The sequence below is a fragment of the Amycolatopsis sp. WAC 04169 genome (genome assembly GCF_003947535.1).
GTDB classification, from domain to species: Bacteria; Actinomycetota; Actinomycetes; order Mycobacteriales; family Pseudonocardiaceae; genus Amycolatopsis; species Amycolatopsis keratiniphila.
This window is the reverse complement of the sequence record NZ_QHJI01000002.1, coordinates 101644-126766: the sequence shown is the minus strand read 5'-3', so window position 1 is coordinate 126766 and position 25123 is coordinate 101644. Positions and strand designations below refer to the sequence as shown.

General features: G+C 68.6%; 32 protein-coding genes. 17 read left to right on the top strand and 15 right to left on the bottom strand.

Annotated elements, in window-relative coordinates; all coding sequences use genetic code 11:
- Window positions 1-4: 4 nt before the first annotated feature.
- A complete protein-coding gene (locus DMC61_RS05475; RefSeq protein ID WP_125687355.1) occupies window positions 5-1195 on the bottom strand; it encodes a cytochrome P450 in 1191 nt (396 codons plus the stop codon).
- Window positions 1196-1302: 107 nt separating this feature from the next.
- Between DMC61_RS05475 and DMC61_RS05470 the strand changes: the two genes are divergently transcribed.
- Complete coding sequence (locus DMC61_RS05470) at window positions 1303-2379, top strand: TetR/AcrR family transcriptional regulator (RefSeq protein WP_125688057.1); 1077 nt, start codon at window positions 1303-1305, stop codon at window positions 2377-2379.
- On the opposite strand, the gene DMC61_RS05465 is transcribed toward DMC61_RS05470, so the two are convergent.
- The gene (locus DMC61_RS05465; protein ID WP_125687353.1) at window positions 2376-2900 is read right to left on the bottom strand and encodes a GNAT family N-acetyltransferase; all 525 of its coding nucleotides are present in this window, start codon (window positions 2898-2900) and stop codon (window positions 2376-2378) included. The two genes, DMC61_RS05470 and DMC61_RS05465, sit on opposite strands and share 4 nt — an antisense overlap.
- A gap of 78 nt (window positions 2901-2978) precedes the next feature.
- Between DMC61_RS05465 and DMC61_RS05460 the strand changes: the two genes are divergently transcribed.
- The 3 genes from DMC61_RS05460 (at window position 2979) to DMC61_RS05450 (ending at window position 4864) form a co-directional block, all read left to right on the top strand.
- Entirely contained in the window at window positions 2979-3347 is a 369-nt protein-coding gene (locus DMC61_RS05460; RefSeq protein ID WP_016333475.1) for a helix-turn-helix domain-containing protein, read from the top strand.
- A gap of 123 nt (window positions 3348-3470) precedes the next feature.
- Window positions 3471-4067 carry a TetR/AcrR family transcriptional regulator gene (locus DMC61_RS05455; RefSeq protein WP_125687351.1) on the top strand — a complete coding sequence of 199 codons (597 nt, stop codon included), beginning with the start codon at window positions 3471-3473 and terminating at the stop codon, window positions 4065-4067.
- Between the two features lie 35 nt (window positions 4068-4102).
- A complete protein-coding gene (locus DMC61_RS05450) occupies window positions 4103-4864 on the top strand; it encodes an SDR family NAD(P)-dependent oxidoreductase (protein WP_125687349.1) in 762 nt (253 codons plus the stop codon).
- A gap of 3 nt (window positions 4865-4867) precedes the next feature.
- Here the strand turns inward: DMC61_RS05450 and DMC61_RS05445 are convergent, their stop codons facing one another.
- The 6 genes from DMC61_RS05445 to DMC61_RS05420 are packed head-to-tail and all read right to left on the bottom strand — an operon-like array spanning window position 4868 to window position 9479.
- Window positions 4868-6658 (bottom strand): thiamine pyrophosphate-requiring protein, encoded by a 1791-nt coding sequence (locus DMC61_RS05445; protein WP_125687347.1) that lies wholly within the window; start codon window positions 6656-6658, stop codon window positions 4868-4870.
- Between the two features lie 29 nt (window positions 6659-6687).
- The gene (locus DMC61_RS05440; RefSeq protein WP_125687345.1) at window positions 6688-7191 is read right to left on the bottom strand and encodes a hypothetical protein; all 504 of its coding nucleotides are present in this window, start codon (window positions 7189-7191) and stop codon (window positions 6688-6690) included.
- A gap of 11 nt (window positions 7192-7202) precedes the next feature.
- Complete coding sequence (locus tag DMC61_RS05435; protein WP_125687343.1) at window positions 7203-8498, bottom strand: NAD(P)/FAD-dependent oxidoreductase; 1296 nt, start codon at window positions 8496-8498, stop codon at window positions 7203-7205.
- Window positions 8499-8500: 2 nt separating this feature from the next.
- On the bottom strand, window positions 8501-8767 hold the full coding sequence (locus DMC61_RS05430; RefSeq protein ID WP_125687341.1) for a DUF4235 domain-containing protein: 267 nt from the start codon (window positions 8765-8767) through the stop codon (window positions 8501-8503).
- A complete protein-coding gene (locus tag DMC61_RS05425; RefSeq protein WP_125687339.1) occupies window positions 8764-9069 on the bottom strand; it encodes a DUF3618 domain-containing protein in 306 nt (101 codons plus the stop codon). The genes DMC61_RS05430 and DMC61_RS05425 overlap by 4 nt, the downstream gene beginning before the upstream one ends.
- On the bottom strand, window positions 9066-9479 hold the full coding sequence (locus DMC61_RS05420; protein ID WP_125687337.1) for a phage holin family protein: 414 nt from the start codon (window positions 9477-9479) through the stop codon (window positions 9066-9068). Before DMC61_RS05420 ends, DMC61_RS05425 begins: the two co-directional genes overlap by 4 nt.
- Window positions 9480-9615: 136 nt before the next feature.
- On the opposite strand from DMC61_RS05420, the gene DMC61_RS05415 reads away from it, so the two are divergent.
- From DMC61_RS05415 to DMC61_RS05405, 3 genes are all read left to right on the top strand, one after another.
- The gene (locus DMC61_RS05415; protein WP_016333483.1) at window positions 9616-10077 is read left to right on the top strand and encodes an SRPBCC family protein; all 462 of its coding nucleotides are present in this window, start codon (window positions 9616-9618) and stop codon (window positions 10075-10077) included.
- Between the two features lie 97 nt (window positions 10078-10174).
- Entirely contained in the window at window positions 10175-10639 is a 465-nt protein-coding gene (locus DMC61_RS05410; RefSeq protein ID WP_037344284.1) for a hypothetical protein, read from the top strand.
- 28 nt (window positions 10640-10667) lie between these two features.
- Entirely contained in the window at window positions 10668-10997 is a 330-nt protein-coding gene (locus tag DMC61_RS05405) for a DUF3140 domain-containing protein (protein ID WP_016333485.1), read from the top strand.
- Between the two features lie 192 nt (window positions 10998-11189).
- Here DMC61_RS05405 and DMC61_RS05400 read toward each other — a convergent pair whose 3' ends face one another.
- The 3 genes from DMC61_RS05400 to DMC61_RS05390 form a co-directional block, all read right to left on the bottom strand.
- Window positions 11190-11978 carry a SigB/SigF/SigG family RNA polymerase sigma factor gene (locus tag DMC61_RS05400; RefSeq protein ID WP_125687335.1) on the bottom strand — a complete coding sequence of 263 codons (789 nt, stop codon included), beginning with the start codon at window positions 11976-11978 and terminating at the stop codon, window positions 11190-11192.
- Complete coding sequence (locus DMC61_RS05395) at window positions 11975-12427, bottom strand: anti-sigma factor (protein ID WP_125687333.1); 453 nt, start codon at window positions 12425-12427, stop codon at window positions 11975-11977. Before DMC61_RS05395 ends, DMC61_RS05400 begins: the two co-directional genes overlap by 4 nt.
- Window positions 12428-12491: 64 nt before the next feature.
- Window positions 12492-12824, bottom strand: a complete 333-nt coding sequence (locus DMC61_RS05390; RefSeq protein WP_125687331.1) for a plasmid stabilization protein — start codon at window positions 12822-12824, stop codon at window positions 12492-12494.
- A gap of 111 nt (window positions 12825-12935) precedes the next feature.
- Here DMC61_RS05390 and DMC61_RS05385 point away from each other — a divergent pair, with 111 nt between their 5' ends.
- Together DMC61_RS05385 and DMC61_RS05380 are read left to right on the top strand one after the other, a co-directional pair.
- Window positions 12936-13898 (top strand): TIGR03557 family F420-dependent LLM class oxidoreductase, encoded by a 963-nt coding sequence (locus DMC61_RS05385; protein ID WP_125687329.1) that lies wholly within the window; start codon window positions 12936-12938, stop codon window positions 13896-13898.
- Between the two features lie 117 nt (window positions 13899-14015).
- The gene (locus DMC61_RS05380; RefSeq protein ID WP_125687326.1) at window positions 14016-14207 is read left to right on the top strand and encodes a hypothetical protein; all 192 of its coding nucleotides are present in this window, start codon (window positions 14016-14018) and stop codon (window positions 14205-14207) included.
- A 1-nt stretch (window position 14208) separates the two neighbouring features.
- Here the strand turns inward: DMC61_RS05380 and DMC61_RS05375 are convergent, their stop codons facing one another.
- On the bottom strand, window positions 14209-14829 hold the full coding sequence (locus DMC61_RS05375) for a UdgX family uracil-DNA binding protein (protein WP_125687324.1): 621 nt from the start codon (window positions 14827-14829) through the stop codon (window positions 14209-14211).
- Window positions 14830-14900: 71 nt separating this feature from the next.
- Here DMC61_RS05375 and DMC61_RS05370 point away from each other — a divergent pair, with 71 nt between their 5' ends.
- Window positions 14901-16214, top strand: coding sequence for a cytochrome P450 (locus tag DMC61_RS05370; RefSeq protein WP_125687322.1), 1314 nt, complete (start codon window positions 14901-14903; stop codon window positions 16212-16214).
- Here DMC61_RS05370 and DMC61_RS05365 read toward each other — a convergent pair.
- The 3 genes from DMC61_RS05365 to DMC61_RS05355 form a co-directional block, all read right to left on the bottom strand.
- On the bottom strand, window positions 16211-16423 hold the full coding sequence (locus DMC61_RS05365; RefSeq protein ID WP_016333493.1) for a helix-turn-helix transcriptional regulator: 213 nt from the start codon (window positions 16421-16423) through the stop codon (window positions 16211-16213). The genes DMC61_RS05370 and DMC61_RS05365 overlap by 4 nt on opposite strands.
- Window positions 16423-16902 (bottom strand): DUF2975 domain-containing protein, encoded by a 480-nt coding sequence (locus DMC61_RS05360; protein WP_125687320.1) that lies wholly within the window; start codon window positions 16900-16902, stop codon window positions 16423-16425. Before DMC61_RS05360 ends, DMC61_RS05365 begins: the two co-directional genes overlap by 1 nt.
- A 92-nt stretch (window positions 16903-16994) precedes the next feature.
- Entirely contained in the window at window positions 16995-17579 is a 585-nt protein-coding gene (locus DMC61_RS05355; RefSeq protein ID WP_125687319.1) for a GNAT family N-acetyltransferase, read from the bottom strand.
- A gap of 130 nt (window positions 17580-17709) precedes the next feature.
- Between DMC61_RS05355 and DMC61_RS05350 the strand changes: the two genes are divergently transcribed.
- The 7 genes from DMC61_RS05350 to DMC61_RS05315 all read left to right on the top strand — a co-directional run bounded on the left by DMC61_RS05350 (window position 17710) and on the right by DMC61_RS05315 (window position 25041).
- Entirely contained in the window at window positions 17710-18117 is a 408-nt protein-coding gene (locus tag DMC61_RS05350) for a VOC family protein (protein ID WP_125687317.1), read from the top strand.
- A gap of 144 nt (window positions 18118-18261) precedes the next feature.
- Complete coding sequence (locus tag DMC61_RS05345) at window positions 18262-18612, top strand: hypothetical protein (protein ID WP_125687315.1); 351 nt, start codon at window positions 18262-18264, stop codon at window positions 18610-18612.
- 525 nt (window positions 18613-19137) lie between these two features.
- Window positions 19138-20394, top strand: a complete 1257-nt coding sequence (locus DMC61_RS05335) for an ATP-grasp domain-containing protein (protein WP_125687313.1) — start codon at window positions 19138-19140, stop codon at window positions 20392-20394.
- 59 nt (window positions 20395-20453) lie between these two features.
- The gene (locus tag DMC61_RS05330) at window positions 20454-21767 is read left to right on the top strand and encodes a lysine N(6)-hydroxylase/L-ornithine N(5)-oxygenase family protein (RefSeq protein ID WP_125687311.1); all 1314 of its coding nucleotides are present in this window, start codon (window positions 20454-20456) and stop codon (window positions 21765-21767) included.
- A gap of 23 nt (window positions 21768-21790) precedes the next feature.
- The gene (locus tag DMC61_RS05325; protein ID WP_037344297.1) at window positions 21791-22156 is read left to right on the top strand and encodes a cupin domain-containing protein; all 366 of its coding nucleotides are present in this window, start codon (window positions 21791-21793) and stop codon (window positions 22154-22156) included.
- 2 nt (window positions 22157-22158) lie between these two features.
- Complete coding sequence (locus DMC61_RS05320) at window positions 22159-23778, top strand: class I tRNA ligase family protein (RefSeq protein WP_233594708.1); 1620 nt, start codon at window positions 22159-22161, stop codon at window positions 23776-23778.
- A gap of 6 nt (window positions 23779-23784) precedes the next feature.
- On the top strand, window positions 23785-25041 hold the full coding sequence (locus DMC61_RS05315) for an MFS transporter (protein WP_125687307.1): 1257 nt from the start codon (window positions 23785-23787) through the stop codon (window positions 25039-25041).
- Window positions 25042-25123 lie beyond the last annotated feature (82 nt).

Below are 25123 nucleotides of genomic sequence, written 5' to 3'. Positions count from 1 at the left end.
TGTTTCAGTTCGCAACCGTGGCGTGCAGCGTGACCGGCAGGGCGTTCAGCCGCCAGGTGCCCGGGTCCGGGATCCGCAGGAGGCCGTCGGCGAGGGCGAGATCGGGGAACCTGCGCAGCAGGCCGGTGAGTGCGACCTCGACCTGAACCCTGGCCAGTGAAGCGCCGAGGCAGAAGTGCGGCCCGTGGGCGAAGGCGAGATGCCACGCCGGTCCCGCCGCGCGGCGGATGTCGAAGACGTCCGGTTCGGGGAACGCCCTCGGGTCCCGGTTCGCCGCGGCGATCGCGACGGTAACAGGTTCTCCTTCGGGGATGAGGACGTCGCCGATCCGGACGTCCGTGGTGGCGAACCGGGGCAGCGTGAGCAACTGCGGGCTCTGCCAGCGCATCACCTCCTCGACCGCGCCGGGCATGAGCGCCGGGTCTTCACGGAGTTCGGCCAGCTGCTCGGGGTGGGAAAGCAGGATTTCGACGGCGTTGGCGATGAGGTTGCCGGGTACCTGGCCGCCCAGCGCGAGTTGCCAGACCAGGGCGACCAATTCGGTTTCGCTGAGCCTGTCGCCGTCTTCGGCCTGGATCCTGAGCAGTTGCGAGAGGACGTCCTCGGCCGGTTCGAGCTTCCGCTTCACGATGGCCGCGAGCGCGTCCTCGACGATCCCGGGGACCGCTTTCGCGAGCCCCGCCCCGTCGCCGGCCGAGACCAGGGCGCCGTATTCGCGCCAGCGCGGACGGTCGGCCTCGGGGATGCCGACCAGTGCGCAGATCACGTCCACCGGCAGCGGGCGCGCGAACGCGGTGACCAGGTCGATCCGGTCTTCTCCGGCGAGTTCGTCGAGGAGGGTTTCGACGAGCCGCTCGATCCCCTCGCGGAGCGCGGCGGCCTTGCGCGGGGTGAACGCCGGGGCGACCAGCCGCCGGAGCCGGAGGTGCTCCGGGCCCTCGACCTCCTGCATCGTCCGCATGTACGGGCGGCAATGGTCGGGGATGTCCATGCGCTGATAGGTGTTCGCGCTCAAGGCGAAACGCGGGTCGCTCAGCATCTTCCGTGCCTCTTCGTGGCGCAGGACCGCCCACATCGAGAACCCCGGCGCGGAGAGTTTGGCGATCGGGGAGTGCTCACGGACGGGGGCGTAGGCGGTGAACGGGTCGCGCAGGACCTCGGGGTCGGTCAGGAGGATCTCGGGAACGTCGGACAAAGTGGCTCTCCCAGTTCGAATGTTCAAATCAGATGTTCTCATCATCTGAATGGTCAAGGTATCTTGATCTGGGTCCGAGAGCAATCGTGCTGGCTGACGGGAGGCCGATGGTCCGGCTGAGCAGGGCGGAGACGCAGGAGCGCAATCGCGCGAAGGTGCTGGCCGCCGCGCGCGACGAGTTCGCCGAACAGGGCTTCCGGGACGCCAAGATCGACGTCATCGCCGAACGGGCGGAGCTCACGCGCGGGGCGGTCTACTCGAACTTCCCGGGGAAACGCGCGCTGTACTTCGCCGTCCTCGCCGAGTTGGCCGAACAGTCCGCCGGAGCGCCGCACGCCGTACCAGGCGAAACGCTCGAAGGTGCGCTGGGCGCGCTGGCCAGGGCCCGGGTGGCGGCGTTTCCCCTGGACGACGATCAGGCGGGCCTGGTCCGCGACCTGATGCCGGAGGTGCTCGCGGACGAGCACGTCCGGCGGCCGTTCGCCCAGCTGGTGAAGCTCAACGGACTCCTGCTCGGGCTGGCGCTGGAGCGGCTCGACCCGCCGGAGCGGCCGGCGGGATCGCCGATCCCGCGTCGGGTGCGGCTCGCGGAGACCGTGTTGACCACGCTGCACGGCGCCGGCCAGCTCGCGGCCACCGCGCCGGGGCTGGTCGAGCCCTTCGACGTCGTGAGCGCCTGCGAACGGCTGGCGGGGATGGCGTTCAACGACTGGTGGGCGCCGCCGGTGATCACCCCCACGGCGCAGGCCGCCGACCGGCCGTGGTCACCGCCCGGGGCCGTCGACCTCGTGCGCGCCGAATCCTTCGTGCCCGGCGACGGCGTGGTCGTCGTGCTGGGTACTCACCGGCTGGCGGCCGCGGAGGAGGCCGTCCGGGCCTCGGGCCGCGACGTCACCGTCGTCGCCGTGACCAGCGATCCCGCCGAGCTGGTGCCGCTGACGCGGCTGATCGTCGCGGAAGTGTGCGGCGGTCTGCGGCAGGCCTTCCCGGAATCGTCGTGGCCGGGAGTTCGCGTGGTGTGCGACGCGACCGGGACGCTGGCGGCCGCGGCGGGGGTGCTCGCGGTCAGTGACGAGACCGAGGCCGCGGTCCGGGTCGAGCGGGGGCGGATCGTCGCCACCGCGGACGGGCGCGGCGCGGGATACGCCGTCTCGAGCGAAGTGTCCCGTGTGGACAGTGTCTAAACCGTGTCGGTGTGGCGGATCCGGTACACCTGCAGGCGAAGCCCGTAGTACTTGTCGGTTTCCCCGACCCAGACCATGCCGAGCCGTTTCGCGGTCGCGATGGCACGCGTGTTGTTCGGGCGGGCGACGGCGAAGAGTTCGTCCGTGTCCTGGGTGAACGCCCAGTCGATCAGCGCACGGGCGGCCTCGGAGGCGTAACCCTCGCCCCAGGCGTCCGGATGCAGCTGCCAGCTGATCTCCAGGTCCTCTTCGTACGGTGGCAGCAGATGGATGCCGAGCCCGCCGACGACCACGCCGTCTTCCTTGCGCTGCACCGCCCATCTCCCGCGCGGCGGCACGAGATTCGGCTGCGCCTGCTGCCAGGCCTGCAGAACCGAACGCATGGCCGCCTCGTCGGTCACCCGGTCCATCGCCGGGGTGAGCCAACGGGTCACGTCGGTGGTGCCGTAGATCGCCAGCGCGGCTTCGGCGTCGTCCTCGGACCAGTCACGGACGACGAGCCTTTCGGTGGTCAAGTCCATAACAGAACGTTACGCGCACAGACGGGGCCATGGGGTGTCCGGATCATGACAACTCGGCAACCCGCGTACCTTGGGTTCATGCGCGCCGACGCCTCGACCACACCCGACCAGGCCTGCCCGATCGCCCCGGTGGTCGACCTCGTCTTCAGCCGCTGGACCACGCCGATCCTGTGGGCGCTCAACGAGTTCGGCAGGCAGCGGTTCGTCGAACTCGAGCGGCGGATCGGCTCGATCACGCCGAAGGTGCTGACGCAACGGCTGCGGCAGCTGGAACGCGATGGTCTGATCACCCGGACGTATCACGCCGAGGTGCCGCCCCGGGTCGAGTACGAGATCAGCGACCTCGGGCGGAGTCTGGCGCCGTTGTTCGCGACTCTCGCGGACTGGTCGACGGAGAACCTGCCGAAGGTGGAAGAGGCTCGGTCGGCGTACGACTCGGGTAGCTGAGCGGCTCCTTTGTAAACCGTCGTGAGTGTTTAGGACGGTTCTAACCGTCCTGAACACTCACGAGCCCAGCGTCAAACCGACCCTTATTTGACCGATCGGTCCAGATTTGGTTAAGCTCCTGCCATGTCCCGGGTGAAGGAATTCGACGTCGACGCGGCCTGTGAAGCCGCGCTGGAACTGTTCTGGCGGCAAGGCTACGAAGCCACCTCCGTCAGTGACCTGGTCGCCGAGCTCGGCATCGGCAAGGCGAGCCTGTACGCGACCTTCGGTACCAAGCACGAGCTGTACCTGACGGCCTTGAATCGCTACATCGCCCGGGGCAACGAGCGGTTCGTCGAGGACTTCGCCGGGCCGGGGCCGGCGCTCGCGGGGGTGCGGCGGCTCATCGACCGTTATCTCGCCGAAATCCTGGGCGAATCGGGGCGCAAAGGCTGTTTCGTGGTCAACGCCGCCATGGAGATGATGCCGAGGGATCCCGAGGTTGTGCGGGTGATCGAGCGCAGTTGGGACGCGCTCGAACTGGCGGTGCGGATGGCGTTGAGCCGCGCGAAGGCGCAGGGCGAGCTCGACGCCACCGCCGATCCGGAAGAGCTGGCCGGCTTCCTGCTCACCGTCCTGCAGGGCATGCGGGTGCTGGGCAAGGGGCCGGATCCCGCGGCGCGGGTCAAGGCGACGGCGAGGCAGGCCATCGCGGTTCTCGAAGCCGCTCGCAAACACTGATAATGGAACGATCGGACCAGAAAGTGGTAACCACTGTGGGGAAGCGATTCAGCGGCAAGGTCGTCCTGGTCACCGGGGGAGGCTCCGGGATCGGGCGCGCCACGGCGGCGGCCTTCGCGCGCGAAGGCGCTCAGGTCGTCGTCTCCGGACGAGACGGCGAGAAGCTGCGTCAGACGGTTAAGGAGATCGAGGCGGACGGCGGAACGGCCGACGCGGTGACCGCGGACGTGAGTGTCGGCTCCGAAGTCGAGCGTCTCGTCGCCGAGACCGTACGGAGGCACGGCAAACTAGACATCGCGTTCAACAACGCCGGCATCCTCGGCAGCCCCGCGCCGACGGCGGATCTCGACGAAGACGGCTTCGACGCCGTCGTGCGGACGAACCTCACCGGTACCTGGCTGTCCATGAAGCACGAAATCGCCCAGATGCGGAAGGGTGGCGGGGGAGCCATCGTCAACATGTCGTCCAACATCGGCTCGCACAACCGCCTGCCGGGAATGGCCGCGTACGCCGCTTCGAAGGCCGCCGTGGACGTGCTGACCCGGACCGCCGCCCGCGACCACATCGCCGAGGGCATCCGGATCAACGCGGTCAGCCCCGGCGCCACCGACACCGGCATGTCGTTCCGGCCCGGTGAATCCGAGGCCGGCCGCGCCGCCCGGCTCGGCGCGGTCATCCCGCTCGGCCGGATCGGCGCGGTCGAAGAGATCGCCGCGGCGGTCCTGTCGCTGGCGTCGGACGAGGCGGCGTACGTCGTGGGGCACGACATCGTCCTCGACGGCGGCGCCAGCGCGTGAGCCTCAGCGGCGCGAGGGAAGCAGTTCCTGCATCTTCGTCTTGATGCCCTGCGTCAGCAGGTGCCACGCGTCGGGTTCGCCCTTGAGGACGGCTTCGGTCATGGCCTTCACCTGGTCGAAGGTGGCGTGCGGCGGGATCGGCGGCACCTCGGGATCGCAGCGGACGTCGAGCACGGTCGGCACGTCGGCCGACAGCGCGACGTCCCACGCCTCGCCGAGCCGGGCGGGATCGTCGACGGCGATCCCGCCGAGGCCGATCTCCAGCGCGAAGTCCGAATAGGACACTTCCGGCAGGGTCTGCGACGGCTCGAACTTCGGCGCGCCGCCCATGGCGCGCAGTTCCCAGGTGACCTGGTTCAGATCACCGTTGTGGAACACGCAGATGACGCACCGCGGGTCCGTCCACAGTTCGCGGTACCGGGCGATGGTCAGCAGTTCCGCCATCCCGTTCATCTGCATCGCGCCGTCGCCGACCAGCGCGATCACCGGCCGGTCGGGATGGGCGAACTTGGCGCCGGTCGCGTAGGGGACACCGGAACCCATTGTCGCGAGAGTGCCGGAAAGCGTGCCCCGCATGCGGCCGCGCATCCGGAGGTTCCTGGCGTACCAGTTGGTGGCCGAACCGGAGTCGGCGGTGACGATGGCGTCCTCGGGGATCCGCTCGGACAGTTCGTGCACGATCCGCATCGGGTTGACCGGTTCCGCGTCCAGCATCGCCTGGCGGGTCAGCGTCTCCTGCCACTCGCCGACGTTCTTCTCGATCCGCTCGCGCCAGCCGCGCTCGGTTTTCCCTTCCAGCAACGGGATCAGCTGCTGCAAGGTGCCCTTCGCGTCGCCGAGGAGATTGACCTCGGTCGGATAGCGCAACCCGAGGAACCGGGGATCGATGTCGATCTGGACGGCCCGCGCCTGGCCGAATTCCGGCAGGAACTGCGCGTACGGCATGTTCGAGCCGACGATCAGGAGCGTGTCGCAGTCCCGCATCATCTCGTACGTCGGCCGCGTGCCGAGCAGGCCGATGGAGCCGGTGACGTACGGCAGGTCGTCGGGCAGGACGTCCTTACCCAGCAACGCTTTCGCCACTCCGGCACCGGTGAGCTCGGCGACCTCGCGCACTTCGGTGACGGCGTTGCGCGCGCCCTGGCCGACCAGGATCGCGACCTTTTCGCCCGCGTTCAGCACCTCCGCGGCGCGCGCGATCTCGTCCGAGGGCGGGATGACGCTGGCCCGCGGGTGATCGGGCGGGGAGGACGGCACGTGCTTGAACTCGTGCTGCGGCGGCTGATAGGTCTCCTCCTGCAGATCCGCCGGAATGATGAGCGCAGTGGGCGCGCGCTGGGCTATGGCGGTGCGCAGAGCGCGGTCGAGGGCGTTCGGCAGTTGTTCGGGGACGTTGACCTCGACGAGGTACTCGCTCGCGACGTCCTTGAACAACGCCTGCAGGTCCACCTCCTGCTGGTAGCTGCCGCCCATCGCGCTGCGCGCCGTCTGCCCGACGATCGCCACCACCGGCACGTGGTCGAGTTTGGCGTCGTAGAGGCCGTTGAGCAGGTGGATCGCCCCCGGGCCGGACGTCGCCATGCAGACACCGGGCCGTCCGCTCAGCTTCGCGTATCCGACGGCCGCGAACGCCGCCATCTCCTCGTGGCGGGTCTGCACGAAACGCGGCTTGTTGTCGGCCGCGCCGAACGCGGTCACCAGCCCGTTGATGCCGTCACCGGGATAGGCGAAGACCTGCTCCACGTCCCATTCGCGCAGCCTGGTCAGAACATGGTCCGCAACGGTTTCGCTCATGGGCGCCGGATACCGCCCCTCCCCGGCGGCTAAACGTCCTCGAGGATCTTGGTGACCCCCGCGACGACGTCCGGATGCCCGAGCGGCAGCGGTGGCGGGACCCGGTTGTAGGGCTCACCGGTGCTGTGCGGGAGCACGGCCACCGCGGTCCCGGCGGAGCGCACCCGTTCGGCCAGTTCGGAGGACTCGTCCGGTACCGGGTCGACCAGAAGGACATGGGCCGCCGCGCCGGGATGGCGTTCGGCGAGCCGCAGCGCGTCCGCCGCCGAGCCGCCGGCGGCCACCACGTCGATCGGCGGGCCGCCGGGTTCCGCGTCGCCGAGGACGTCTTCGGCCTGGCTGAGCGCGCCGTCGGCAGGCAGCCTGCACCAGATGATCTGACGCTGGGCCGCGAGCGGCCGCCACGTCGCCGGGAGTTCACCGTGGTTGCCCTCGCCCGCCGGGTCGAGGACCAGCAGCTTCGCCCCTTCGTCACCGCCGTCGGTGACGACCGAGGGGCCTTCGGCGCGGATGGGATCGGATTCGGCGGTCATGGTCGTCTCCTCTAGCAGTTCGTGCGGGGGAGTTCGGGGGAATCCGTGTCCAGCGGCACCGAACCCGAGCGGACGAGTCCTAATTGGACGGTCTGCCGTTTCGTCACGGCCTCCAGCGCCCAGTCGGTGGCGGTCCGCAGCCGGTTGCCGGGCATGGCCAGCAGATGGTAGCCGCGGGTGACCGCCTTCGCGGCGAATCCGGAAAGCGGGATGTGCAACGGATTCGCGGCCGCCTGGTGGGCGCCGAGGTCGACGACGAAGCCGAGATCGTGGTGCCGGTAGGTGCCGTGCGAGCCATGGCCGAGGGACGCCGCCACGTTCTTGCCCGCGAGTCTGCCCTGCCGTTCGGCGTGCTGGGCGGTCATCGGCGTGTACTCGCCGGGCCGGGTCAGATCCGGCACGGCCGCCGCGTCCCCGCACGCGTAGACGTCGCGCCGTCCGGGAACGTTCAGCTGCGCCGTCACGACCAGCCTGCCCTTGGCGGTCTTCAATCCCAGGTCCTCGATCAGCGGATCCGGCCGGACGCCGACGCACCACACCAGGGTGTGGGTCGGCACGGATTCACCGGAGGTCAGGGTGACCCCGCCCGGCCCGGCGTCTTCGATCGACGTCTTCATCAGCACCTCGACGCCGCGTGCGCGCAGCACCTCGTCCGCGGTGGTGCCGAGCCGCCGGTCGAGTTCCGGCAGCACCCGGTCGGCCAGATCCAGCAGCAGCCACCGGATCTTCTGTTCCTTCAGTTCGGGATGCCGGGCGGCGAGCGCGGCGGTGAACGCCGGACCCTGCGCGGCGACCTCCGTGCCGGTGTAGCCGGCGCCGACCACGACGAACGTGCAGCGCGCGTCGCGTTCGGCCGGATCCGTCGCGGAGGCGGCGAGTTCTATCTGCCGGGTGATGTGGTCCCGCAGGTACAGGGCTTCGGGCAGCCCGCGGAAGCCGTGGGCGTATTCCGGCACGCCCGGGATCGGCAGCAGCTTGTTGACACTGCCCGCGGCGAGCACCAGCCGGTCGTAGCCGAGGTGATGCTCCCGGTCCTCGGGGTCGACGTAACTCACGCTGCGGGCGTCGAAGTCGACGGATTTGGCGGTGCCGAGCACGAGACGCACCCCGCGCAGCGTGCCGGGGATGGACACCGAGATCCGGCGCGGTTCCAAGATGCCGGCGGCGACCTCGGGCAGCAGGGGGAGATAGAGGAAGTAGTCGGTCGGGTTCAGCACCACGATCTCGGTGTCGTCCCCGACCGACTTCAGCAGCGTCTTCGCCGCGTTGTACCCGGCGAAGCCACCTCCGATGATCACAACGCGCATCGTCAGTCCTCCGTGGGCCAGTCGCCGGTCGCCTTGCGGTAGCCGACCGCGCCGGCCCGTTCCGTGGCCGCCTTCACCGCACCGAAGATCGCGCCCTGCGCGGCGGCCGCGACGATCACCTGGGTCCAGGTGAAGTCACGGTCGGTGGCGTTCGGCGCTTCCTCATCACCGCTCACGCGTTTCCAGATCTGCTTGAACGCGATCCCGGCGAGGACACCGCCCGCGGCGCTCACGACCATGTTCAGCGGTTTGTAGAGAACCTTGTTCACGACGCAGACCTCTTTCGCAGGATCAGCCGGATGGCGACGAGCAACGCGAGCACACCGGCGAAGATCGGCACCGGGTTGGCACGGACGATTTCGGTGCCCTGGCGGAACTTTTCGGCCGCGGGCTCGGAAACCTTGTCGGAGATCTTGGCGCTGGCCTGATCGACCTTCGCGTCGAGGTTGTCGTTCACCCTCGCCTTGACGTCCATCTTCTTGCCCAGCGCGTCGAGGGTCTCGGTGAGTTCTTCGCGCGTCACGTCGCGATCGGCGCGGGCTTCTTCGGCGTTCTTGGGGAAATCGGTCATGAGCGCACTCCCTGCTTCACGGTGTCGACGTCGTCACGGACACCCTCGATGGCTTCTTCCGGCACCGGCGGGGTCGCGCTCGAGACCTCCTTCTTGCCGACGATGGCGGAAAGGCCACCGATCAGCAGGAGCGCCGCGCCCGTCACCACGGCCGCCAGCCACGCGGGCATGACCAAGGCGAGGGCCAGGACCACGGCGGCGATCAGGGTCGCCAGGCCGAAGAGCGCGAAAACGCCCGCCGCGCCGAACAATCCGGCGCCGACTCCCAGCTTCTTCCCCTTGCCCTGCAACTCGAACACGGCCAGCCGCATCTCGTCGCGGACCAGGTGTTTGACCTCGTCACCGAGATCGGAAACCAGTTCGCCGACCGACTTTTCCTCGGGCGGCTTCCGGTGGGTCTCTTCGATCATGGGGCACCTCCTCGGAGCGTTCTGCCCGCCGGGTACCCGGCCGTCCGCCGGGTCAATCACAGCGTGTTTCGCTCCACTGAGCGCCGGGTAGCCGGGGAGTGCCGGCTCGAAAAGCACCCAACGGACAGGAGGATGCATGAGCACGATCACCGAAATGGTGGACGTCGAAGTCCCGGTGAAGACCGCGTACAACCAGTGGACTCAGTTCGAGAGCTTCCCGCAGTTCATGGAAGGTGTCGAAGAGATCCGTCAAATCGACGCGACCCACACCCACTGGGTGACCAAGTTCGGTGGGGTGAGCCGGGAATTCGACGCGACGATCACCGAGCAACATCCCGACGAACGTATCGCGTGGACGTCGGACTCCGGTCCTGACCACGCGGGCGTCATCACCTTCCATCGCCTCGACGACAACAAGACCCGTGTCACGGCGCAGATGGATATCGACCCGGAAGGCTTCGCCGAGAACGTCGCCGACAAACTCGGCGTACTCGACCGCCGGATCAAGGGCGACATGAAGCGGTTCAAGGAATTCATCGAGAGCCGCGGCCGCGAATCCGGCGCGTGGCGCGGTGACGTGGACCGCCCCGGCAGCTGACCACCGCCCGGGACCTCCCCCTGGAAGACGGCGTTTTCCAGGGGGAGGTCCCGGGTATCTCATGGGGTGAGGTCCATTACGAAGGGAGCGTTCCGGCATGACTACCAACGCATACGTGGCCTTCCTCGTCATCGGGGTGGCGCTGGTCATGCTCGACGGTCTGATCATCTACCAGAGCGGTAAGCGCTACCTGCGGGGTTCCCACGGGGATCCGGCCGCTGGCGCGTCCATGACGTGGCTCGTGACGGTGCTGTTCCACCTCGCGACGCTGGGCGTCTTGGCGTTGCTGTCGACCATCGACATCGGCGGCAGCGACCTGCCCGGTGTGGTGGGCAGGCTCGGCGTTCTGCTGCTGGTTCTGGCCATCGCCCATGCGATCACGCTCAGCGTGCTTTCGCGGATCCGTGGTGAGCAGGAGGCCGAAGCGGTCATCAACCGTCCCCGGCAGCGTGTCGAGCCCGAACAGCAGGGCACGACGGTGACGCCGGTGCCCGGGCAGGACGGCCGTTACCCGGCGGCGAGCCCGTCGATCGAACACCAGGCGCCGTACACGACGCCGTAGAAGTCGAGTGCTGGCAGGAGGTTTCGCCGTGCACGAGATCGATGACGAACTGTGGGAAGAGTTCCATCGCGTGGTGAACATGACCTCGCGGGAACTGGCCGACTGGCTGCGCACGCGGTCGGCCGACGACGAGGACGAGGCGCTGCCGGACCAGGCGGGTACGCCGACCGGACGGCATGTGCTGGGCATTCTCGGCAAGCGCCGGACCGATCTCACCGCCGAGGACGAGCGCGTGATGCGCTCGGTCGTCCGCCGGGTGGTGGACGAGCGGCGGGACGATCTGGAACCGGTCGCGGGCCAGGCGCACTGGCGGCACAAGCTGATGTCGATGGGGCACGACCCACTGAAACCCGTTTGATCCTTTGTACGTGAAGGCCCCCTTCACTGCGTTAGACGCAGTGAAGGGGGCCTTCACATACTTCCGATCCCTGTGATTGGAGCCGGATCATGCGTGATTGAAGACAGCACACGCGTGATTGGGGGCGGAACTCTCTGTTCCGCCCCCAATCACGCGTGATGCGTCTCCAATCACGCATGATCGCGTTTGGCGCTACTCCGAGAGCTTTCCGCGCAGCTGTTCCAGCGTCTGCGACAGGAGCCGTGAGACGTGCATCTGCGAGATGCCGATCCGCTCCGCGATCTGTGTCTGGGTGTAGCCGCCGAAGAACCGCATGACGAGGATCGCGCGTTCGCGCTTCGGGAGTTCCCGCAGCAGCGGTTGCAGCGCCTCGTGGGTCTCCACCAGGGCCATCTCGTGGTCCTCCTCGCCGATCGTGTCGGCGAGCGAGAGGGCCTCGGTGGCGTTGTCGTGGACCGGCTTGTCGACCGACAACGTCTGGTACGCCTGGCCGGCCAGCAGCCCTTCGCGCACGTCGTTGACCTCGAGGCCGAGGTATTCGGCGAGTTCGGTCGGCGTCGGCGCGCGACCGAGCCGCTGGGACAGCGCCGCCGTGCCCTGGCTGAGGGAGACGTGGAGCTCCTTGAGCCGCCTCGGCACGCGGACCGACCAGCCGGTGTCCCGGAAGTGACGCCGCACCTCGCCCATCACCGTGGGCACGGCGAACGAGAGGAAGTCGTGCCCACGGCCGGGGTCGAACCGGTCGACCGCGTTGATCAGGCCGATCCGCGCCACCTGCACCAGGTCCTCGCGGGGTTCACCCCGGCCGGAGAACCTGGTGGCGATGTGCTCGGCCAGGGGCAGGAGCTCGGTGACGAGCCGGGCACGCACATCTTGACGGCGCGGAGAGTCCTCCGGCAGCGACGACAGTTCCTCGAAGAGGGGCTCGCAGTGGGCGTAGTCGTCCGCCTGCCGGGTGAGTGTTTTGCGCTCCCCACTCACCCGTCGCTCGTTCCCGGGGTCAGGACGAGCTCGATGGTCGTCGTGCCCCCCAGTTCGCCGGGGATCGGTTCGCAGCGCGCGGTCACCGACCCCGTCAAGGTCGTCAAGACGTGCCAGCCGAAGGTCGTCTCGCTCGGCAGATAGGGCTTGCTCGTCCGCGTCGAGATCGAGACGGCGATTCCTTCCGGTATCTCGTGAAAGACACAACAAAGAACGGCTCCCAGTTCTGCGGGCTGGACAAGTTGGGAACAGGCTTCGTCGACGGCCATCTTCGCGTCTGAAATGGCGTCCAAGCCGAAGTCCGCACGCGCCACCACACCGTGGGTGAGTGTGCGGACGAGGGGGATCTGCTCCGCCTCGGCGGGCAGACGAAGTTCGACCCGGTCGGACAGGTCGTCCGACTGGGACCGGGTCTGCGGGGTCAGGCCACCCCGCGCGTATGCGTCCATTACGAAATCCATCCGTCCTTGGCCGTGGGATGACCGCGACGGGGATCCGCCGCGTGACGCGTGCTCAACGGCCCAGAGCTCGTTGAAGCTCCTTTTTGGACATCTTCGACCTGCCCTCGACATTGCGCTGCTTCGCTTCGTTGTAGAGCTGGTCCTTGGTCGGGCCGTTCGGGCCCAACCGGTTGCCGGACCGCTTGCCACCCCGCCGCTGCGGTGACATGTCCTCCAGGGACGTCCGGCTCGCCTCGCGAGACTCGCCCGCCTGTGCGCGGTTCTTGTTGACCGTCCGCGCGGCGATCTCCTCGGCCCGGTCGGTGCTCGCGCCCCGGTCCTTCGCCGAGTCCTTGATGTGCTCGTACTGACGTTCTCGTTTCTCGCTCCAAGCCTGCTGCGGCATCGCGGCTCCTCTCCTTCTGCGGGTCAGGTACCCCGTTCGATTCGCCGGATAAACGTCCGGTTGACCACGTGAACGGGCGGGTACGCGGTGGTCGACGCGAAGGAGGCTTCGATGCGCATCGGCTACACACTCATGACCGAACAGGCCGGACCGAAGGACCTGGTGGGATACGCCGCGGGGGCCGAGAATGCGGGCTTCGACTTCGAGGTGATGAGCGACCACTATTCGCCCTGGCTCGACGAGCAGGGACATTCGCCGTACGCGTGGAGCGTGCTGGGAGCGGTCACCCAGAGCACCGAACGGGTCGAACTGATGACCTTCGTGACGTGCCCGATCATGCGGTATCACCCGGCGGTGGTGGCGCAGAAGGCGGCGACCGTCCAGGCGCTGTCGGACGGCCGGTTCACCCTCGGCCTCGGCGCGGGGGAGAACCTCAACGAACACGTCGTCGGCCGCGGCTGGCCGCCGGCGAACGTCCGCCACGAGATGCTCGCCGAGGCGGTCCAGATCATCGGCGGGCTCTTCGACGGCGGCTACTTCAACTACAAGGGTGAACACTTCCGGGTGGACTCGGCGAAGCTCTGGGATCTGCCGGAGCAGCGCGTACCCGTGGCCGTCGCGGTGTCCGGGTCGCAGTCGGTGACCCGGTTCGCGCCGATCGCCGACGCGATGATCGCGGTGGAGCCGGACGAGGCACTGAGCCGCGAGTGGGACGCCACCAAACTCGGCCCGCCCACCAGGAAGATCGCCCAGCTGCCGGTGTCGTGGGGTGAGGATCGCGACGCCGCGATCCAGCGGGCGCACGAGCAGTTCCGCTGGTTCGGCGGCGGCTGGAAGGTCAACGCCGAGCTGCCGGGGCCCGCGGGGTTCGCCGGTGCCACGCAGTTCGTCAAGCCGGAGGACGTCGCTGCGGCGATCCCGTGCGGTCCGGACGTGGACGCGATCGTGAAGCGGGTGGGTGAATTCGAGGCCGCCGGATTCACCGATGTGGCTTTGATCCAGATCGGCGGCGACCAGCAGGAAGGCTTCCTGTGCTTCGCCGAAGAGACGCTGCTCCCGGCGTTGCGGAACTGATTCACACGGACGGAGCAGTAGCGCTGTGTCTCCGCACACTCGAACGGGGACACCTGTGTTCAAACCCGCGAGCGCGGGTATCAAGCAGTCACTCATCCTTCAGCCAAGGGGGAACCGATGCACAACGATCTCGGACTTCATCCGGTGCCGGACCTGCTTCCGGAGGGCCAGGACACGCCGGAGCAGGAAGCCGTCCGCCGCAGGGCGGCCCTCGCCGTGGCTTCGCGGGCCAAGAGCCCTGAAGACTGTGCGACCCTGCTGGACATGCTCGGCCTGCACGACCGCGGCAGCAGCTCCGAAGTGGCTTGATTCAGCGGACGCCGCGCGCCGCCACGAGGTCCGCGACGAAGGCCTGATAGGCCTCGTCGCGGTCCGGCGCGCGCAGGACCGCGGAGGGGTGCACCGTGGCGACCGCGGTGGTGGCGTACTCGGCGAGGTCGATCCGCTCGCCGCGGCTGCGTGTGATGCGGAAGTCGTCGCCCAGCAGCGCCTTCGCCGCCGTGGCGCCGAGGAAGATCAGGAGCTCCGGGCGGACCGCCGTCAGTTCGGCGTGCAGCCACGGACGGCAGGCGACGACCTCGGTCTTCGACGGCGTCTTGTGGATACGCCGTTTGCCGCGCTCGTCGCGTTTGAACTTGAAATGCTTGACCGCGTTGGTGACGTAGATCTTCCGGCGGTCGAAACCCGCTTCGTCGAGCGCCCGGTCGAGCAGCCGCCCCGCGGGGCCCACGAACGGGGCACCCTGCCGGTCCTCCTGGTCACCGGGCTGTTCGCCGACCACCATGATCTCCGCCGTGCGGGAGCCTTCGCCGAAGACGGTCTGCGTGGCGTCGCGGTAGAGGTCGCAGCCGCGGCAACCGGACGCCGCCGAACGCAGCTCGCCCAGGTCGGCGGTTTCGGGCGGATCCGCCCCGGGTGCCTTGGTCGCCATGGCAGCCGGATTCCCCGCCCGGCCGTGGGACAAACCGATTACGCGCGAGCCGTGCCGGGTAGCCCTCCGCCATGGCGACTACGACCGAACCAGCCATCGCTTCCGTTCAGGACACCGTGCGTGTCGCGCTGCGGGTCGTGCTGCCCACGCTCGCCGGCGGGGTGATCAAACGACGGCCGCTGGGGCTGGCCGCGGCGCAGAAACTCCAGCTGGACCGCCCCGCGGTGCGGCTGTTGTGCAAGTTGCGGTCCCAGTACGGCCCGGGCCCGCTGCGCCTGCGGGTGCCCGGCCGGACGATCGACCTGGCGCTGTCGGGGGAGGACGTCGGTGACGTGCTCGCCGCCGCGCCGGTCCCGTTCAGCCCGTCGACCAAGGAGAAGCGGGCGGCGCTGGGACATTTCCAGCCCCACGGCGTCCTCGTCTCGGACGCGGTGGAGCGGCCGCCGCGCCGCGAGTTCAACGAAGATGTCCTCGAACCGGGCAAGCCGTTGCACGACCTCGCCGCTCCCTTCGCCGCGGCGATCGGTGAGGAGGCGGCGTCGCTCTGGGACGGTGGGACGCTGGACTGGGACACCTTCAACGTGGCCTGGTGGCGCATCGTCCGGCGGGTCACGCTCGGCGAGTCCGCGGCGGGCGACGACGGCCTCACCGACATGCTCGCCCGGCTGCGGAAGGACGGGAACTGGGCGTACGCGCACCCTCGGCGCGACCGGCTCCACGATCAGTTCCGCACCCGGCTCATCGGCCATCTGGAACGGGCGGAGCGGGGGAGCCTCGCCGAAGCCATCGCGTCGGCCGGACCGGCGGGCGAGCGGAGGATGGACGTCGTCGCCGACCAGGTCGCCCACTGGCTCTTCGCGTTCGACGCCGCGGGCATCGTCACCTTCCGCGCGCTCGCGCTGCTGGCCACCCACCCGGCGGCCCGGGAACGCGCCGACGAGGAGGTCGCCGCCGCAGACCTGAGCGTGCCCGGCCAGTTCCCGTACCTGCGCGCCTGCGCTCTCGAGTCGGTCCGGCTGTGGCCGACCACTCCCGCGCTGCTGCGCGAGAGCACGGCCGAGACGGCGTGGGGACCCGCGGGGACCACGGTGCTGATCTTCACGCCGTTCTTCCACCGCGATCCCGAATCGCTGCCCTACGCGGACCGGTTCGAACCCGGGATCTGGCTGGACGGCAGCGCGGCGGCGAACCCCGCGCTGGTCCCGTTCAGCGCCGGGCCCGCCATCTGCCCCGGCCGGGATCTGGTGCTGTTCTGTGCGAGCACGATGCTGGCGCACCTGATCAAGGACCGCCGCTTCGAACTGGCCTCCGGTGCCGTCCTCGGGCCGGAGCGGCCGTTGCCCGCGACGCTGGACAACTTCCACCTGAAGTTCTCGGTGGCCTAAGGCTCGTCCGGGACCCATTCGAGCAGATCTCCCGGCTGGCATTCGAGCACCCGGCACATCGCTTCGAGCGTGCTGAACCGGACGGCCTTGGCGCGGCCGTTCTTCAGCACCGCGACGTTCGCCGGGGTCAGCCCGACGAGTTCGGCGAACTCGCCGACGCTCAGCTTGCGCTTGGCCAGTTCGACATCGATGCGGACGACGATCGGCATCAGATCACCTGTTCGAGGTCGGAACGCAGGGTGGTGGCCTGCCGCAGCAGGGCGCGCATCACGATCATGAGCAGGCCCAGCACGGCGACGCCGATCAACGCCAGGAACAGCAGCAGCGGCAGGCCGGGATCTTCGGCGTTGAAGCCGACGTAGAGGAACACGCCCGCCAGCACGACCCAGCCCGCGAGGATCGCCCACACGATGGCGTCCACCCATCGCAAGGACGCTTCGGTGAAGATCCGATCCTTCCTGACCAGGGAGAGCAGTTGCCACGTGGCGACGACCACGACCTGGACGCACAGCACCCAGAAGACGGAGACCGCCGTCGCGGGCCAGCGCAGATACGCCATCTCCGGATCCTGGCGTGCCATATGCGCGAACTGGCCCGGCAGGGACATGGTCTGGAAGAGGACCAGGACCCCGAAGAGCAGCACGAGGAAGACCCGCAGGGGCGCGACGGCCCGTTGACCTGTGATCATGCATCGAGTTTCGCGCGTTATCTATCGAAAGTCAATCGGTAGCTATCGAGGAGCGGTCGACTATGAGGGCGGAGCTGTGATGGGGCCGCCGCTCAAGAGCGCAGGTCCAGCCGCATGAGCCAGCGCGGTTTCCGATCCGACCGCGCCTGGGTCTCCGCGACGAGTTCGAAGCTCGCGGCCGCGAACAACCCGATGGTCCCCACGTGGGCCGCGGAGGAGTTGATCCGCCCTTCGCCGGGGTCGACGGGATAACCCTCGATGACCGGGGCGCCGTGCGAGCGCGCGTAGGAGACGGCGCCGTCCAGCAGCGCGTGCGCCACGCCCTTCCGGCGATGGCCCGCCCGCACGACGAAACAGACGACCGTCCACGCCGGGACGTCGTCGATCGGCGGCATCGTGCGGGAACGCGTCATCCGGTGCAGGTGCGCGCGCGGGCCGACGCCGCACCAGCCGACCGGGGTGGTGCCGTCGTAGGCGAGCACGCCGGGTGCCGGATCCGCCGCGCACAGGGCGCGGACGTGGTCGGCGCGTTCGTCCCCGCGCAGCCGGCTGTAGTCCGCGGGTTTCGCGCGATAGGCGAGACACCAGCAGGCGCGGTCGTTCCCGTTCGGATTGAGGATGGTCGCGACGTCGCCGAACCGGTCGGCGGTCGCGGGATGGATCCGGAACGCGGGCATGTGCCGACATTAAAGCGGTACTCGGGAAATCGCCCACATATTCAAGGATTCACCCGGCCGTAGTCCAGCCGTTGTCGCTTCAGGGGCGGTCTGCCAGGATGCTCGTGACCCGACCAGAAGGAGCGTTCCAGTGGCTTCTCGTCTCAATCCCTACATCAGCTTCGCCGGCGATGCCCGGCAGGCCATGGAGTTCTACAAGTCGGTGTTCGGCGGAGAACTGACGCTGAATACGTTCGGCGAGGCCGGTATGGCGGGAACGCCCGCGGCGGACCAGATCATGCACAGCCAGCTCGATTCCCCGAGCGGTTACACGATCATGGCGTCGGACACGCCGCCGGGAATGGAGCACAAACCGGGCACCAACGTGTCGGTCAGCCTCAGCGGCGACGACGGTGAGGAATTGCGCGGATACTGGGAGAAACTCTCCGCCGAAGGTACCGTTTCGGTGCCCTTCGAAAAGCAGATGTGGGGTGACGAATTCGGTGCGTGCACCGACAAGTTCGGCATCTCGTGGATGGTGAACGTCATTCAGTCCTAGGGTCTTCCGGCCCTGCCCGGTCCGTGCCGAAGCTCCCGACTTCCGGGGACTTGCGGCTCCGATCGCGCGAAACCCGTTATGTCACCGGTGGAACCGCCGTTCTCCTCACGTGAGGATTCGGCGGTTCCACCGGGAGGCAAGAGGATGAACAGGAAGTTCGCGGCACTGCTGGTATCGGCGGGTGCCGTCGCGGCACTGGGTGGTTGCGGGACGACGGCGGCCGGGACACCGGTCACCGTGGTGCGGGAGATCGTCCCGCCGCCGAACACCACGACCACCGCCGTCGTCGCTCCACCCGCCACGTCCGTGGTCGTGGTCGAGCCGCCGGTGACGGTCACCCGGGCGCCTTCGCTCACGTCGTGCCAGCGCCTGTTCGCCGAAGGATTCTCGTACACGCACGCCTACAACGCCTGGGTGAACGCGGGGCGCCCGTTGAGCTGGGACGCCGACCGCGACGGGTACCCGTGCGAGCAGTCCTACGGAAACAGGAACTAAGCCGGCCGGAACCGCACGTCGATCGCCGCATGCGGATCTTCCCTGCCGAGCCCCCGAAGGTGGATCGGCGCCCCGCGACACCGCAGTTCAGGAACGTGACCCCGGGGGTGGGCGTGGCGTCCTCGGGGTGATGGGTGAGGACGAACAGCGGCCCCGTCCAGGCGCCGCCATAGACGGCGCCGGGGTCGGGGTAGGCGTCCCAGCCGTCGCGGCCGCCGAGGACGGCGCCGGTGGTCGCGGCGTATTCGCCGACCAGGTCCGGCCGGAAGGTGGTGCCGGTCATCCAGTCCATGCCGTGGCCCGGGCCGCGACGAAGCCGTCGAGCGACATCGTGAAGTGCCAGAGCACCTTCCCGTCCGCGGTCCGGGGTTCGAGCATCACGGCCTCCCGTCGGTTCATTCCGCGCGGTATCCGCCTCGTCACCACGCATCCCGTTGATTGTTCTTCCCGAATCAAGGGTTCCGGTCAACCCGCCCCCGGGATGTAGTAGCCCGCGACGAAGTGACGGGCTGGTGGGGAGAGGGAATGAGCTCAGCGGAGGGTGTTGTCCTGGTGATCGGCTGCGGGATGCGGCCGTACCGGGAGTACCTGTTGGCGTCGGCCGGGCACCGGCATCCCTTGTGGTTGTTCAACGGGACCGAACCGACCTGGCAGGAGCGCTACATCACCGGCGCCACAGTGCTGGACACACAGGACCAGGACACCGTGCTGGCCGCGGCCCGCGCACTCCACGCCACCACGCCGGTGCTCGGCGTGGTGTCCTGGGACGAGGCGCTGATCGTGGCGGCGGCGCATGTCGCGGACGAACTCGGCGTCCCGGGCGCCGGACTCTCCGCGATCGAAGGCTGCCGTGACAAGTGGTTCAGCCGCCGGACGCTGACCGCGGCCGGGGTCGCGCAGCCCGATTTCGGGTTCGTGCACGACGACGACCAGGCGGTCGGTGTCGCGGATCGGATCGGATATCCGGTCGTCGTCAAACCGCGCGGCGGCGGGGCCAGTATCGGCGTCAGTCTCGCGGAAGACGCCGAGGCCGTGCGGAAGGCGTTCCGGACCGCGGAGGACGCCAGCTTCAATGGCTCTCCCGCCTACAAGGGCGGGGCGCTGGTCGAGGAATACCTCAGCGGCCCGGAGATCAGTGTGGACGGCGCCGTCGTGGACGGCGAGTACACGCCGATGTTCGTCGCGCGCAAGACGGTCGGCATGCATCCGTACTTCGAGGAGCTCGGCCATCTGGTCAGTTCCGCGGACGAACTGCTCGCCGACCCGGCCCTGCGTTCGACGCTGGCCCGCGCGCACGGCGCGATCGACTTCCGGTACGGCATCACCCACACCGAGCTCAAGCTCACCGAACGCGGGCCGGTGATCGTGGAGATCAACGGCAGGCTCGGCGGCGACCTGATCCCGCTGCTCGCCAAGTTCGCGACCGGGATCGACCCCGGCGCGGCCGCGGTCGACGTCGCGCTCGGCATGCGTCCCCACATCCCGCACGAGGCCGAGCCCCGGTGGGTCGGCGTCCGGTTCGGCTATCCGAAACAGGACTGTGTCGTCGAGTCGGTGTCCGTGCCGGATTCCTGGCGTAACAACGGGATCCTCGCCGCGGACCGGCTCGTCGAGCCGGGTTCGCGCCTGCGGCTGCCGCCGGCGGAGTTCATCTCGCGCCACGCGTACGTGATCTGCGCGGGCGCCGATCCCGACGACTGCGAGGCGGTGCTGGACAAGGCCATGGCCCAGGTCCGGCTGACCGCGCACCCCCTGCTGCCCTCGGTGGCCGCCGGTGGCTGACCGCGCACCGGAACCACAGAACACCTTCCCAGCACTCACAAAGATGGCGGAGCGAACAAATGGCGAACCGTGATGTCGAGCTGCTCGCAGTCGGAGCAGGACCGTCGAACCTGGCCTTGGCCGTGGCGCTGGAAGAGCTCGCGCCCGGCCTGGCCCGCGAATCGGTCCTGCTCGAACGCGACGAGGAGGTCTCCTGGCAGCGGGGGATGCTCCTGCCCGAAGCCCTCTCGCAGGTCTCCTTCCTCAAGGACCTGGTGACCCTGCGCAATCCGCGCAGCCGTTTCTCGTTCCTGAACTACCTGCACGCCACGAACCGGCTCAACGAGTTCGTGAACATGGGCAGCTTCGTCCCGTACCGGGTGGAACTCGCCGACTATCTCAAGTGGACGGCCGACTCGCTTTCGCTGGTGGACCTGCAGCGTGGCCGTGAATGCCTCGAAATCACTCCCGTGTGGACGGACGGCACGCTCACCGGCTGGGACACCCACGTCGCCGACGGCGAGACCATCCGCAGCCGGTACCTGGTGGTCGGCGCCGGCCGCGACGCGCGGATCCCCGACCGGCTCCGGACGGTGAACCAGGACCGCGTCATCCACAGCACGCAGTACCTGCCGAGGATCGCCAAGCTGCGCAAGGATCTCCCGTACCGCGTCGCGGTGATCGGCGCCGGGCAGAGCGCGGCGGAACTGTTCAGCGCGGTGCAGAAGGACCTTCCCGAATGCAAGCCGACCATGGTGATGCGTTCGATCGGCCTGAACTACTACGAGAGCAGCAAGTTCAACAACGAGCTGTTCTTCCCGTCCCACGTGGACAAGTTCTTCGAGGCGCGGCCCGAAGCGCGCGAGCAGATGCTCAAGGAGATGCACCACACGAACTACTCCGGGCTGGCCCCGGGCACGATGGACGCGCTCTACCGCTCGATCTACCTGGACCGTCTCTCCGGCCGTTCGCGGCTGACGATGATCACGATGAGCGACATCACCGACGCCCGCGACGAGGGCGACGAGATCGTGCTCGAACTGACGGACCGGCGCACCGGCGAGGTCCAGGAACTGCGCACCGATCTCGTACTGCTCGGCACCGGCTTCTCCCCGGAGATGCCGAGGATGGTGCAGGAGATCGCGAAATCGATCGGGCTGTCGGAGATCAAGGTGACCCGCGACTACCGGCTGGAGATCGAGCAGCCCGCCACCGCGGCCGTCTACCTCCAGGGCGTCAACGAGGCGACGCACGGGATCGCGGACTCGCTGCTGAGCGTCCTCGCCCCGCGCGCCAACGACATCCTGCAGGACATCCTCGCCCATCGCGGGGAGAACCCTTCGGTGCCACCGCAGCCGACTTCGGAAACCGCCCCCATCGTCGCCACCCGCTGACCCACGAGAAGGAAGAGAAAGCCATGGAGATCCGTCCGCTCGAGCGGGAAAAGATGGTCTTCGAGAACGGTGCCTACGGCCAGCGGCTCCTGCCGTGGGCGGCGCTGAACGCGCCGTTCGAAGGCGCCTGGGTCACGGTGCCCGCGCACGGCGCGACGGGCGCGCATTCCCACCACGAGTACGAGATCTTCATCGCCGTCAGCGGCGAGGCGGTCGTCGAGTCCGGGGGAGAGCGCCGTGCCTTCCGGCCCGGCGACATCGAGTTCCACAAGCCCGGCACCGAGCACCGCATCCTCAACGACGGTGCCGAGGACTTCGAGATGTACGCGATCTGGTGGGACTCCGACATGACGGTGAAGTTCGCCGCTCGCCATGAAGCGGAGGCATGAGCATGGCCGACAAGCGACCGGTGGTGATCATCGGCGGCCCCCCGACGTCCAACGGCGACCTGCACATCGGGCATATCGCCGGCCCGTACCTCGGTGCCGACGTGCACCGCCGGTACCTGCGCGCGGCCGGCCGCGAGGCCGTGTTCGCCTCCTGCACCGACGACAGCCAGACCTATCTCGTCACCAGCGCGGCCAGGGTCGGGCTGACCCCGCCCGAACTGGTGGAGCAGTCGACCGAGAACATCCAGCGCACGTTCGAGGCGATGGGGGTCGAGGTCGACGGCTTCTCGCCGACCGACGAAGGTTACAAGGCGCTCGTCTACGACTACGTCAAACGCTTGTACGACAAGGGAAAGCTGCGCCTGCGCAAGGTCCGGCTGCCCTACAGTGAGAGCAAGGGCGAGTTCCTGGTCGAGGGTTTCGTCGGCGGTGGCTGCCCGACGTGCCTCGCCGACAGCCGCGGCGGGTTCTGCGAGGGCTGCGGGCATCCGATCGACTTCGACGCGCTGATCGAGCCGTACTCGGTGCTCGACCCGGCCGACGAGGTGACCTACCGCGAAACCGAGATCATGGTCTTCCCGGTTTCCGAGTACCGCGAACAGCTCCTGGCCTACTACGAGGAACGCGGTCCCGCGTGGCGGCCGCACGTGCTCGGGCTGATGCGGGAACTGCTGTCCGGGCCGTTGCCCGACTTCGCGATCACGTACCCGGTTAAATGGGGCCTGCCGGCGCCGTTCCTGCAGACGCCGGGGCAGCGCCTCAACGCGTGGGTCGAGGGCATGCCCGCCTCGATGTACTGCACCGAGTACGCGTTGCGGCGCAACGGGAAGCCGAAGGCCGCCGACGACGACGCCTGGCTCGCGGAGAACGACGCGCGGGTCGTGGTGTTCATGGGATTCGACCCCCTGTTCACCTGGGGCGTCGTCCACGTCGCCGAGCTGATGGCCCTCGAAGGCCGCTACGTCCTTCCGGACACCCTGCTGGTCAACGAGTTCTACGAACTGGAGAACGAGAAGTTCTCCACCAGCAAGGGACACGTGGTCTGGGCCCGTGAACTGGCGGCCGAGGTGCCCCGCGACATCGCGCGGTTCCACCTCAACCTCACCGCGCCCGAGTTCGCGCGGACCAACTTCTCCCGTGCCGCACTGGAAAAGGTCGCGGGGGAGCGGCTCGTCACGCCCTGGAACGAACTCGCCGAGACCTTGGCCAAGCTCACCGCCGAGGTCGGCGGCGAGAACGGCTCGCTCCCGGTGTCGACCGAAGCCACCGAACGGGCCGCGGCGATGGTCTCCCGGTTCGCGCTGAACTACGAGCTGGAGGACTTCAGCCTCAGCCGGGCCGCCGATCTGATCGTGCAGCACGTCGAACGCCTGCGGGCGGCGACGGAACGCACCCTCAAGGGCAACCTCGACCAGGAGATGCTCCGCGCGCGGCTCGGTGACCTCTTCCTCGAACTGCGGGCGCTGATCGGCTGCGCGTCACCGATCCTGATCGACCTCGCCGGACGTGCCGCCGCGGCGGGCGGATTCGCCCTCCGGATCACCGCGGCCGCCTTCGACGTCACGCACACCACGGCCTTCCCCGTGCCATCACTGGAATTCCCCCCGACGAGCGAGGTCTGACCCACCATGTCACTCGACAGCACCCCATCCACCGACGCGGTCCGGAGTTCCCGGCTCGCCGAACGCCTGCTGGTCCCGGCGGGTTTCATCACCACGGCGGGCAACGCCTTCCAGATCACCGCCGCCGCGATCCTGGTCTTCCACGCCGAGCAGACCACCCTGGCGGTCGGCTGGCTGTTCATCGCGGTGTCCATCCCGCAGGTCGCGCTCGCGGTCCTGTTCGGGAAGCTGGTCGACAAGGTCGACCGCCGGATGCTGTGCGTGGCGGCGGACCTGGTGAGCGCGATGACCGCGTTCGCGTTGCCGGTGTGGCTGTGGATCGGCGGTCCGGCGAACCTCGGTTCCTATATCGCGAACTTCATGCTGGCCTGCACCGCGGCGTTGTTCATGCCCGCGAGCAACGGCCTCATCAAGGAGCGGATCCGCGACGAGCGGCTCGGGAAGTTCAACTCGCATTTCGAGATGGCGAGCAACGCGGGCATGCTGCTGGCGTCTTCGCTGGCCGGCTTCCTGGTGATCTGGTTCGGTGCCACGCCGTTGTTCGTGTTCAACTCGCTGAGTTTCGTGCTCTCGGCCGTGCTGGTCTACGCGATCGGCCGCAAGCCCGCCAAGGCGCCGGTCGTCGAGGAGGCCGTCGCCACCGATCCGTCGGCGCCGGTGGAGGCCCCGGTGCGGCAGCCGATCAAACGGCTCGCGCTGCTGTACGCCAACGGCAACATCGGCCTGATGGTCGCCAACGTCATCCTGACCACGCTGATCCTGCAGACGTTCAACCAGGGCGCGTGGATGATCGGCGTGGTCGACGCGCTGGCGGGCGTCGGGTTCATCGTCGGCGCGGCGGTGTACGGCAAGGTCAGCAAACGGGTCAAGGGCATCCATCTGGCCGTGCTCGGCACCCTCGGCAACCTGATCTGCCTGGCGATCCAGCCCCTGCACTACATCGCGCTGATGGCGGCGATCCCATTCGCCGGCTTCTGTTTCGCGCAGGGCCGCATCGCGGCGCGGACGCTGCTGATGCGGGCCAGCCCGGAGGAGCGGGTCGGCCGGATCTTCGGCAGCACCCAGGCGCTCGGCCTCGGGCTCGGTGTCGGGGCGACCGTCGCGCTGTCCTCCCTGGCGGACGCGACCACCGTGCCCTACGCGTTCTGGGGGCTGGCGATCCTGCAGGGCGCGATCGTGATCGGCACCTACTTCAGCTTGGCGAAACCGTTGTCGGCGCAGGAGAAGCGACCGGCCGAGGTTCTCGAGGCGACCGCCGCCTAAGTGGTCACCATCGGAAGTCCTCCGGTGGTCTCGACGGCCCAGCTTCCCGCTGGACGCACGGCCGCGAGGCCCGAGTACAACC

What these genes read in the sequence shown, in the direction of transcription:
- DMC61_RS05470 (WP_125688057.1), top strand. Translation starts at nt 1,303, where the DNA reads ATGGTCCGGCTGAGCAGGGCGGAGACGCAGGAGCGCAATCGCGCGAAG.
- DMC61_RS05465 (WP_125687353.1), bottom strand. Translation starts at nt 2,900, where the DNA reads ATGGACTTGACCACCGAAAGGCTCGTCGTCCGTGACTGGTCCGAGGAC.
- DMC61_RS05460 (WP_016333475.1), top strand. Translation starts at nt 2,979, where the DNA reads ATGCGCGCCGACGCCTCGACCACACCCGACCAGGCCTGCCCGATCGCC.
- DMC61_RS05455 (WP_125687351.1), top strand. Translation starts at nt 3,471, where the DNA reads ATGTCCCGGGTGAAGGAATTCGACGTCGACGCGGCCTGTGAAGCCGCG.
- DMC61_RS05445 (WP_125687347.1), bottom strand. Translation starts at nt 6,658, where the DNA reads ATGAGCGAAACCGTTGCGGACCATGTTCTGACCAGGCTGCGCGAATGG.
- DMC61_RS05440 (WP_125687345.1), bottom strand. Translation starts at nt 7,191, where the DNA reads ATGACCGCCGAATCCGATCCCATCCGCGCCGAAGGCCCCTCGGTCGTC.
- DMC61_RS05435 (WP_125687343.1), bottom strand. Translation starts at nt 8,498, where the DNA reads ATGCGCGTTGTGATCATCGGAGGTGGCTTCGCCGGGTACAACGCGGCG.
- DMC61_RS05425 (WP_125687339.1), bottom strand. Translation starts at nt 9,069, where the DNA reads ATGACCGATTTCCCCAAGAACGCCGAAGAAGCCCGCGCCGATCGCGAC.
- DMC61_RS05420 (WP_125687337.1), bottom strand. Translation starts at nt 9,479, where the DNA reads ATGATCGAAGAGACCCACCGGAAGCCGCCCGAGGAAAAGTCGGTCGGC.
- DMC61_RS05415 (WP_016333483.1), top strand. Translation starts at nt 9,616, where the DNA reads ATGAGCACGATCACCGAAATGGTGGACGTCGAAGTCCCGGTGAAGACC.
- DMC61_RS05410 (WP_037344284.1), top strand. Translation starts at nt 10,175, where the DNA reads ATGACTACCAACGCATACGTGGCCTTCCTCGTCATCGGGGTGGCGCTG.
- DMC61_RS05395 (WP_125687333.1), bottom strand. Translation starts at nt 12,427, where the DNA reads ATGGACGCATACGCGCGGGGTGGCCTGACCCCGCAGACCCGGTCCCAG.
- DMC61_RS05390 (WP_125687331.1), bottom strand. Translation starts at nt 12,824, where the DNA reads ATGCCGCAGCAGGCTTGGAGCGAGAAACGAGAACGTCAGTACGAGCAC.
- DMC61_RS05385 (WP_125687329.1), top strand. Translation starts at nt 12,936, where the DNA reads ATGCGCATCGGCTACACACTCATGACCGAACAGGCCGGACCGAAGGAC.
- DMC61_RS05380 (WP_125687326.1), top strand. Translation starts at nt 14,016, where the DNA reads ATGCACAACGATCTCGGACTTCATCCGGTGCCGGACCTGCTTCCGGAG.
- DMC61_RS05375 (WP_125687324.1), bottom strand. Translation starts at nt 14,829, where the DNA reads ATGGCGACCAAGGCACCCGGGGCGGATCCGCCCGAAACCGCCGACCTG.
- DMC61_RS05370 (WP_125687322.1), top strand. Translation starts at nt 14,901, where the DNA reads ATGGCGACTACGACCGAACCAGCCATCGCTTCCGTTCAGGACACCGTG.
- DMC61_RS05365 (WP_016333493.1), bottom strand. Translation starts at nt 16,423, where the DNA reads ATGCCGATCGTCGTCCGCATCGATGTCGAACTGGCCAAGCGCAAGCTG.
- DMC61_RS05360 (WP_125687320.1), bottom strand. Translation starts at nt 16,902, where the DNA reads ATGATCACAGGTCAACGGGCCGTCGCGCCCCTGCGGGTCTTCCTCGTG.
- DMC61_RS05355 (WP_125687319.1), bottom strand. Translation starts at nt 17,579, where the DNA reads ATGCCCGCGTTCCGGATCCATCCCGCGACCGCCGACCGGTTCGGCGAC.
- DMC61_RS05345 (WP_125687315.1), top strand. Translation starts at nt 18,262, where the DNA reads ATGAACAGGAAGTTCGCGGCACTGCTGGTATCGGCGGGTGCCGTCGCG.
- DMC61_RS05335 (WP_125687313.1), top strand. Translation starts at nt 19,138, where the DNA reads ATGAGCTCAGCGGAGGGTGTTGTCCTGGTGATCGGCTGCGGGATGCGG.
- DMC61_RS05330 (WP_125687311.1), top strand. Translation starts at nt 20,454, where the DNA reads ATGGCGAACCGTGATGTCGAGCTGCTCGCAGTCGGAGCAGGACCGTCG.
- DMC61_RS05325 (WP_037344297.1), top strand. Translation starts at nt 21,791, where the DNA reads ATGGAGATCCGTCCGCTCGAGCGGGAAAAGATGGTCTTCGAGAACGGT.
- DMC61_RS05320 (WP_233594708.1), top strand. Translation starts at nt 22,159, where the DNA reads ATGGCCGACAAGCGACCGGTGGTGATCATCGGCGGCCCCCCGACGTCC.
- DMC61_RS05315 (WP_125687307.1), top strand. Translation starts at nt 23,785, where the DNA reads ATGTCACTCGACAGCACCCCATCCACCGACGCGGTCCGGAGTTCCCGG.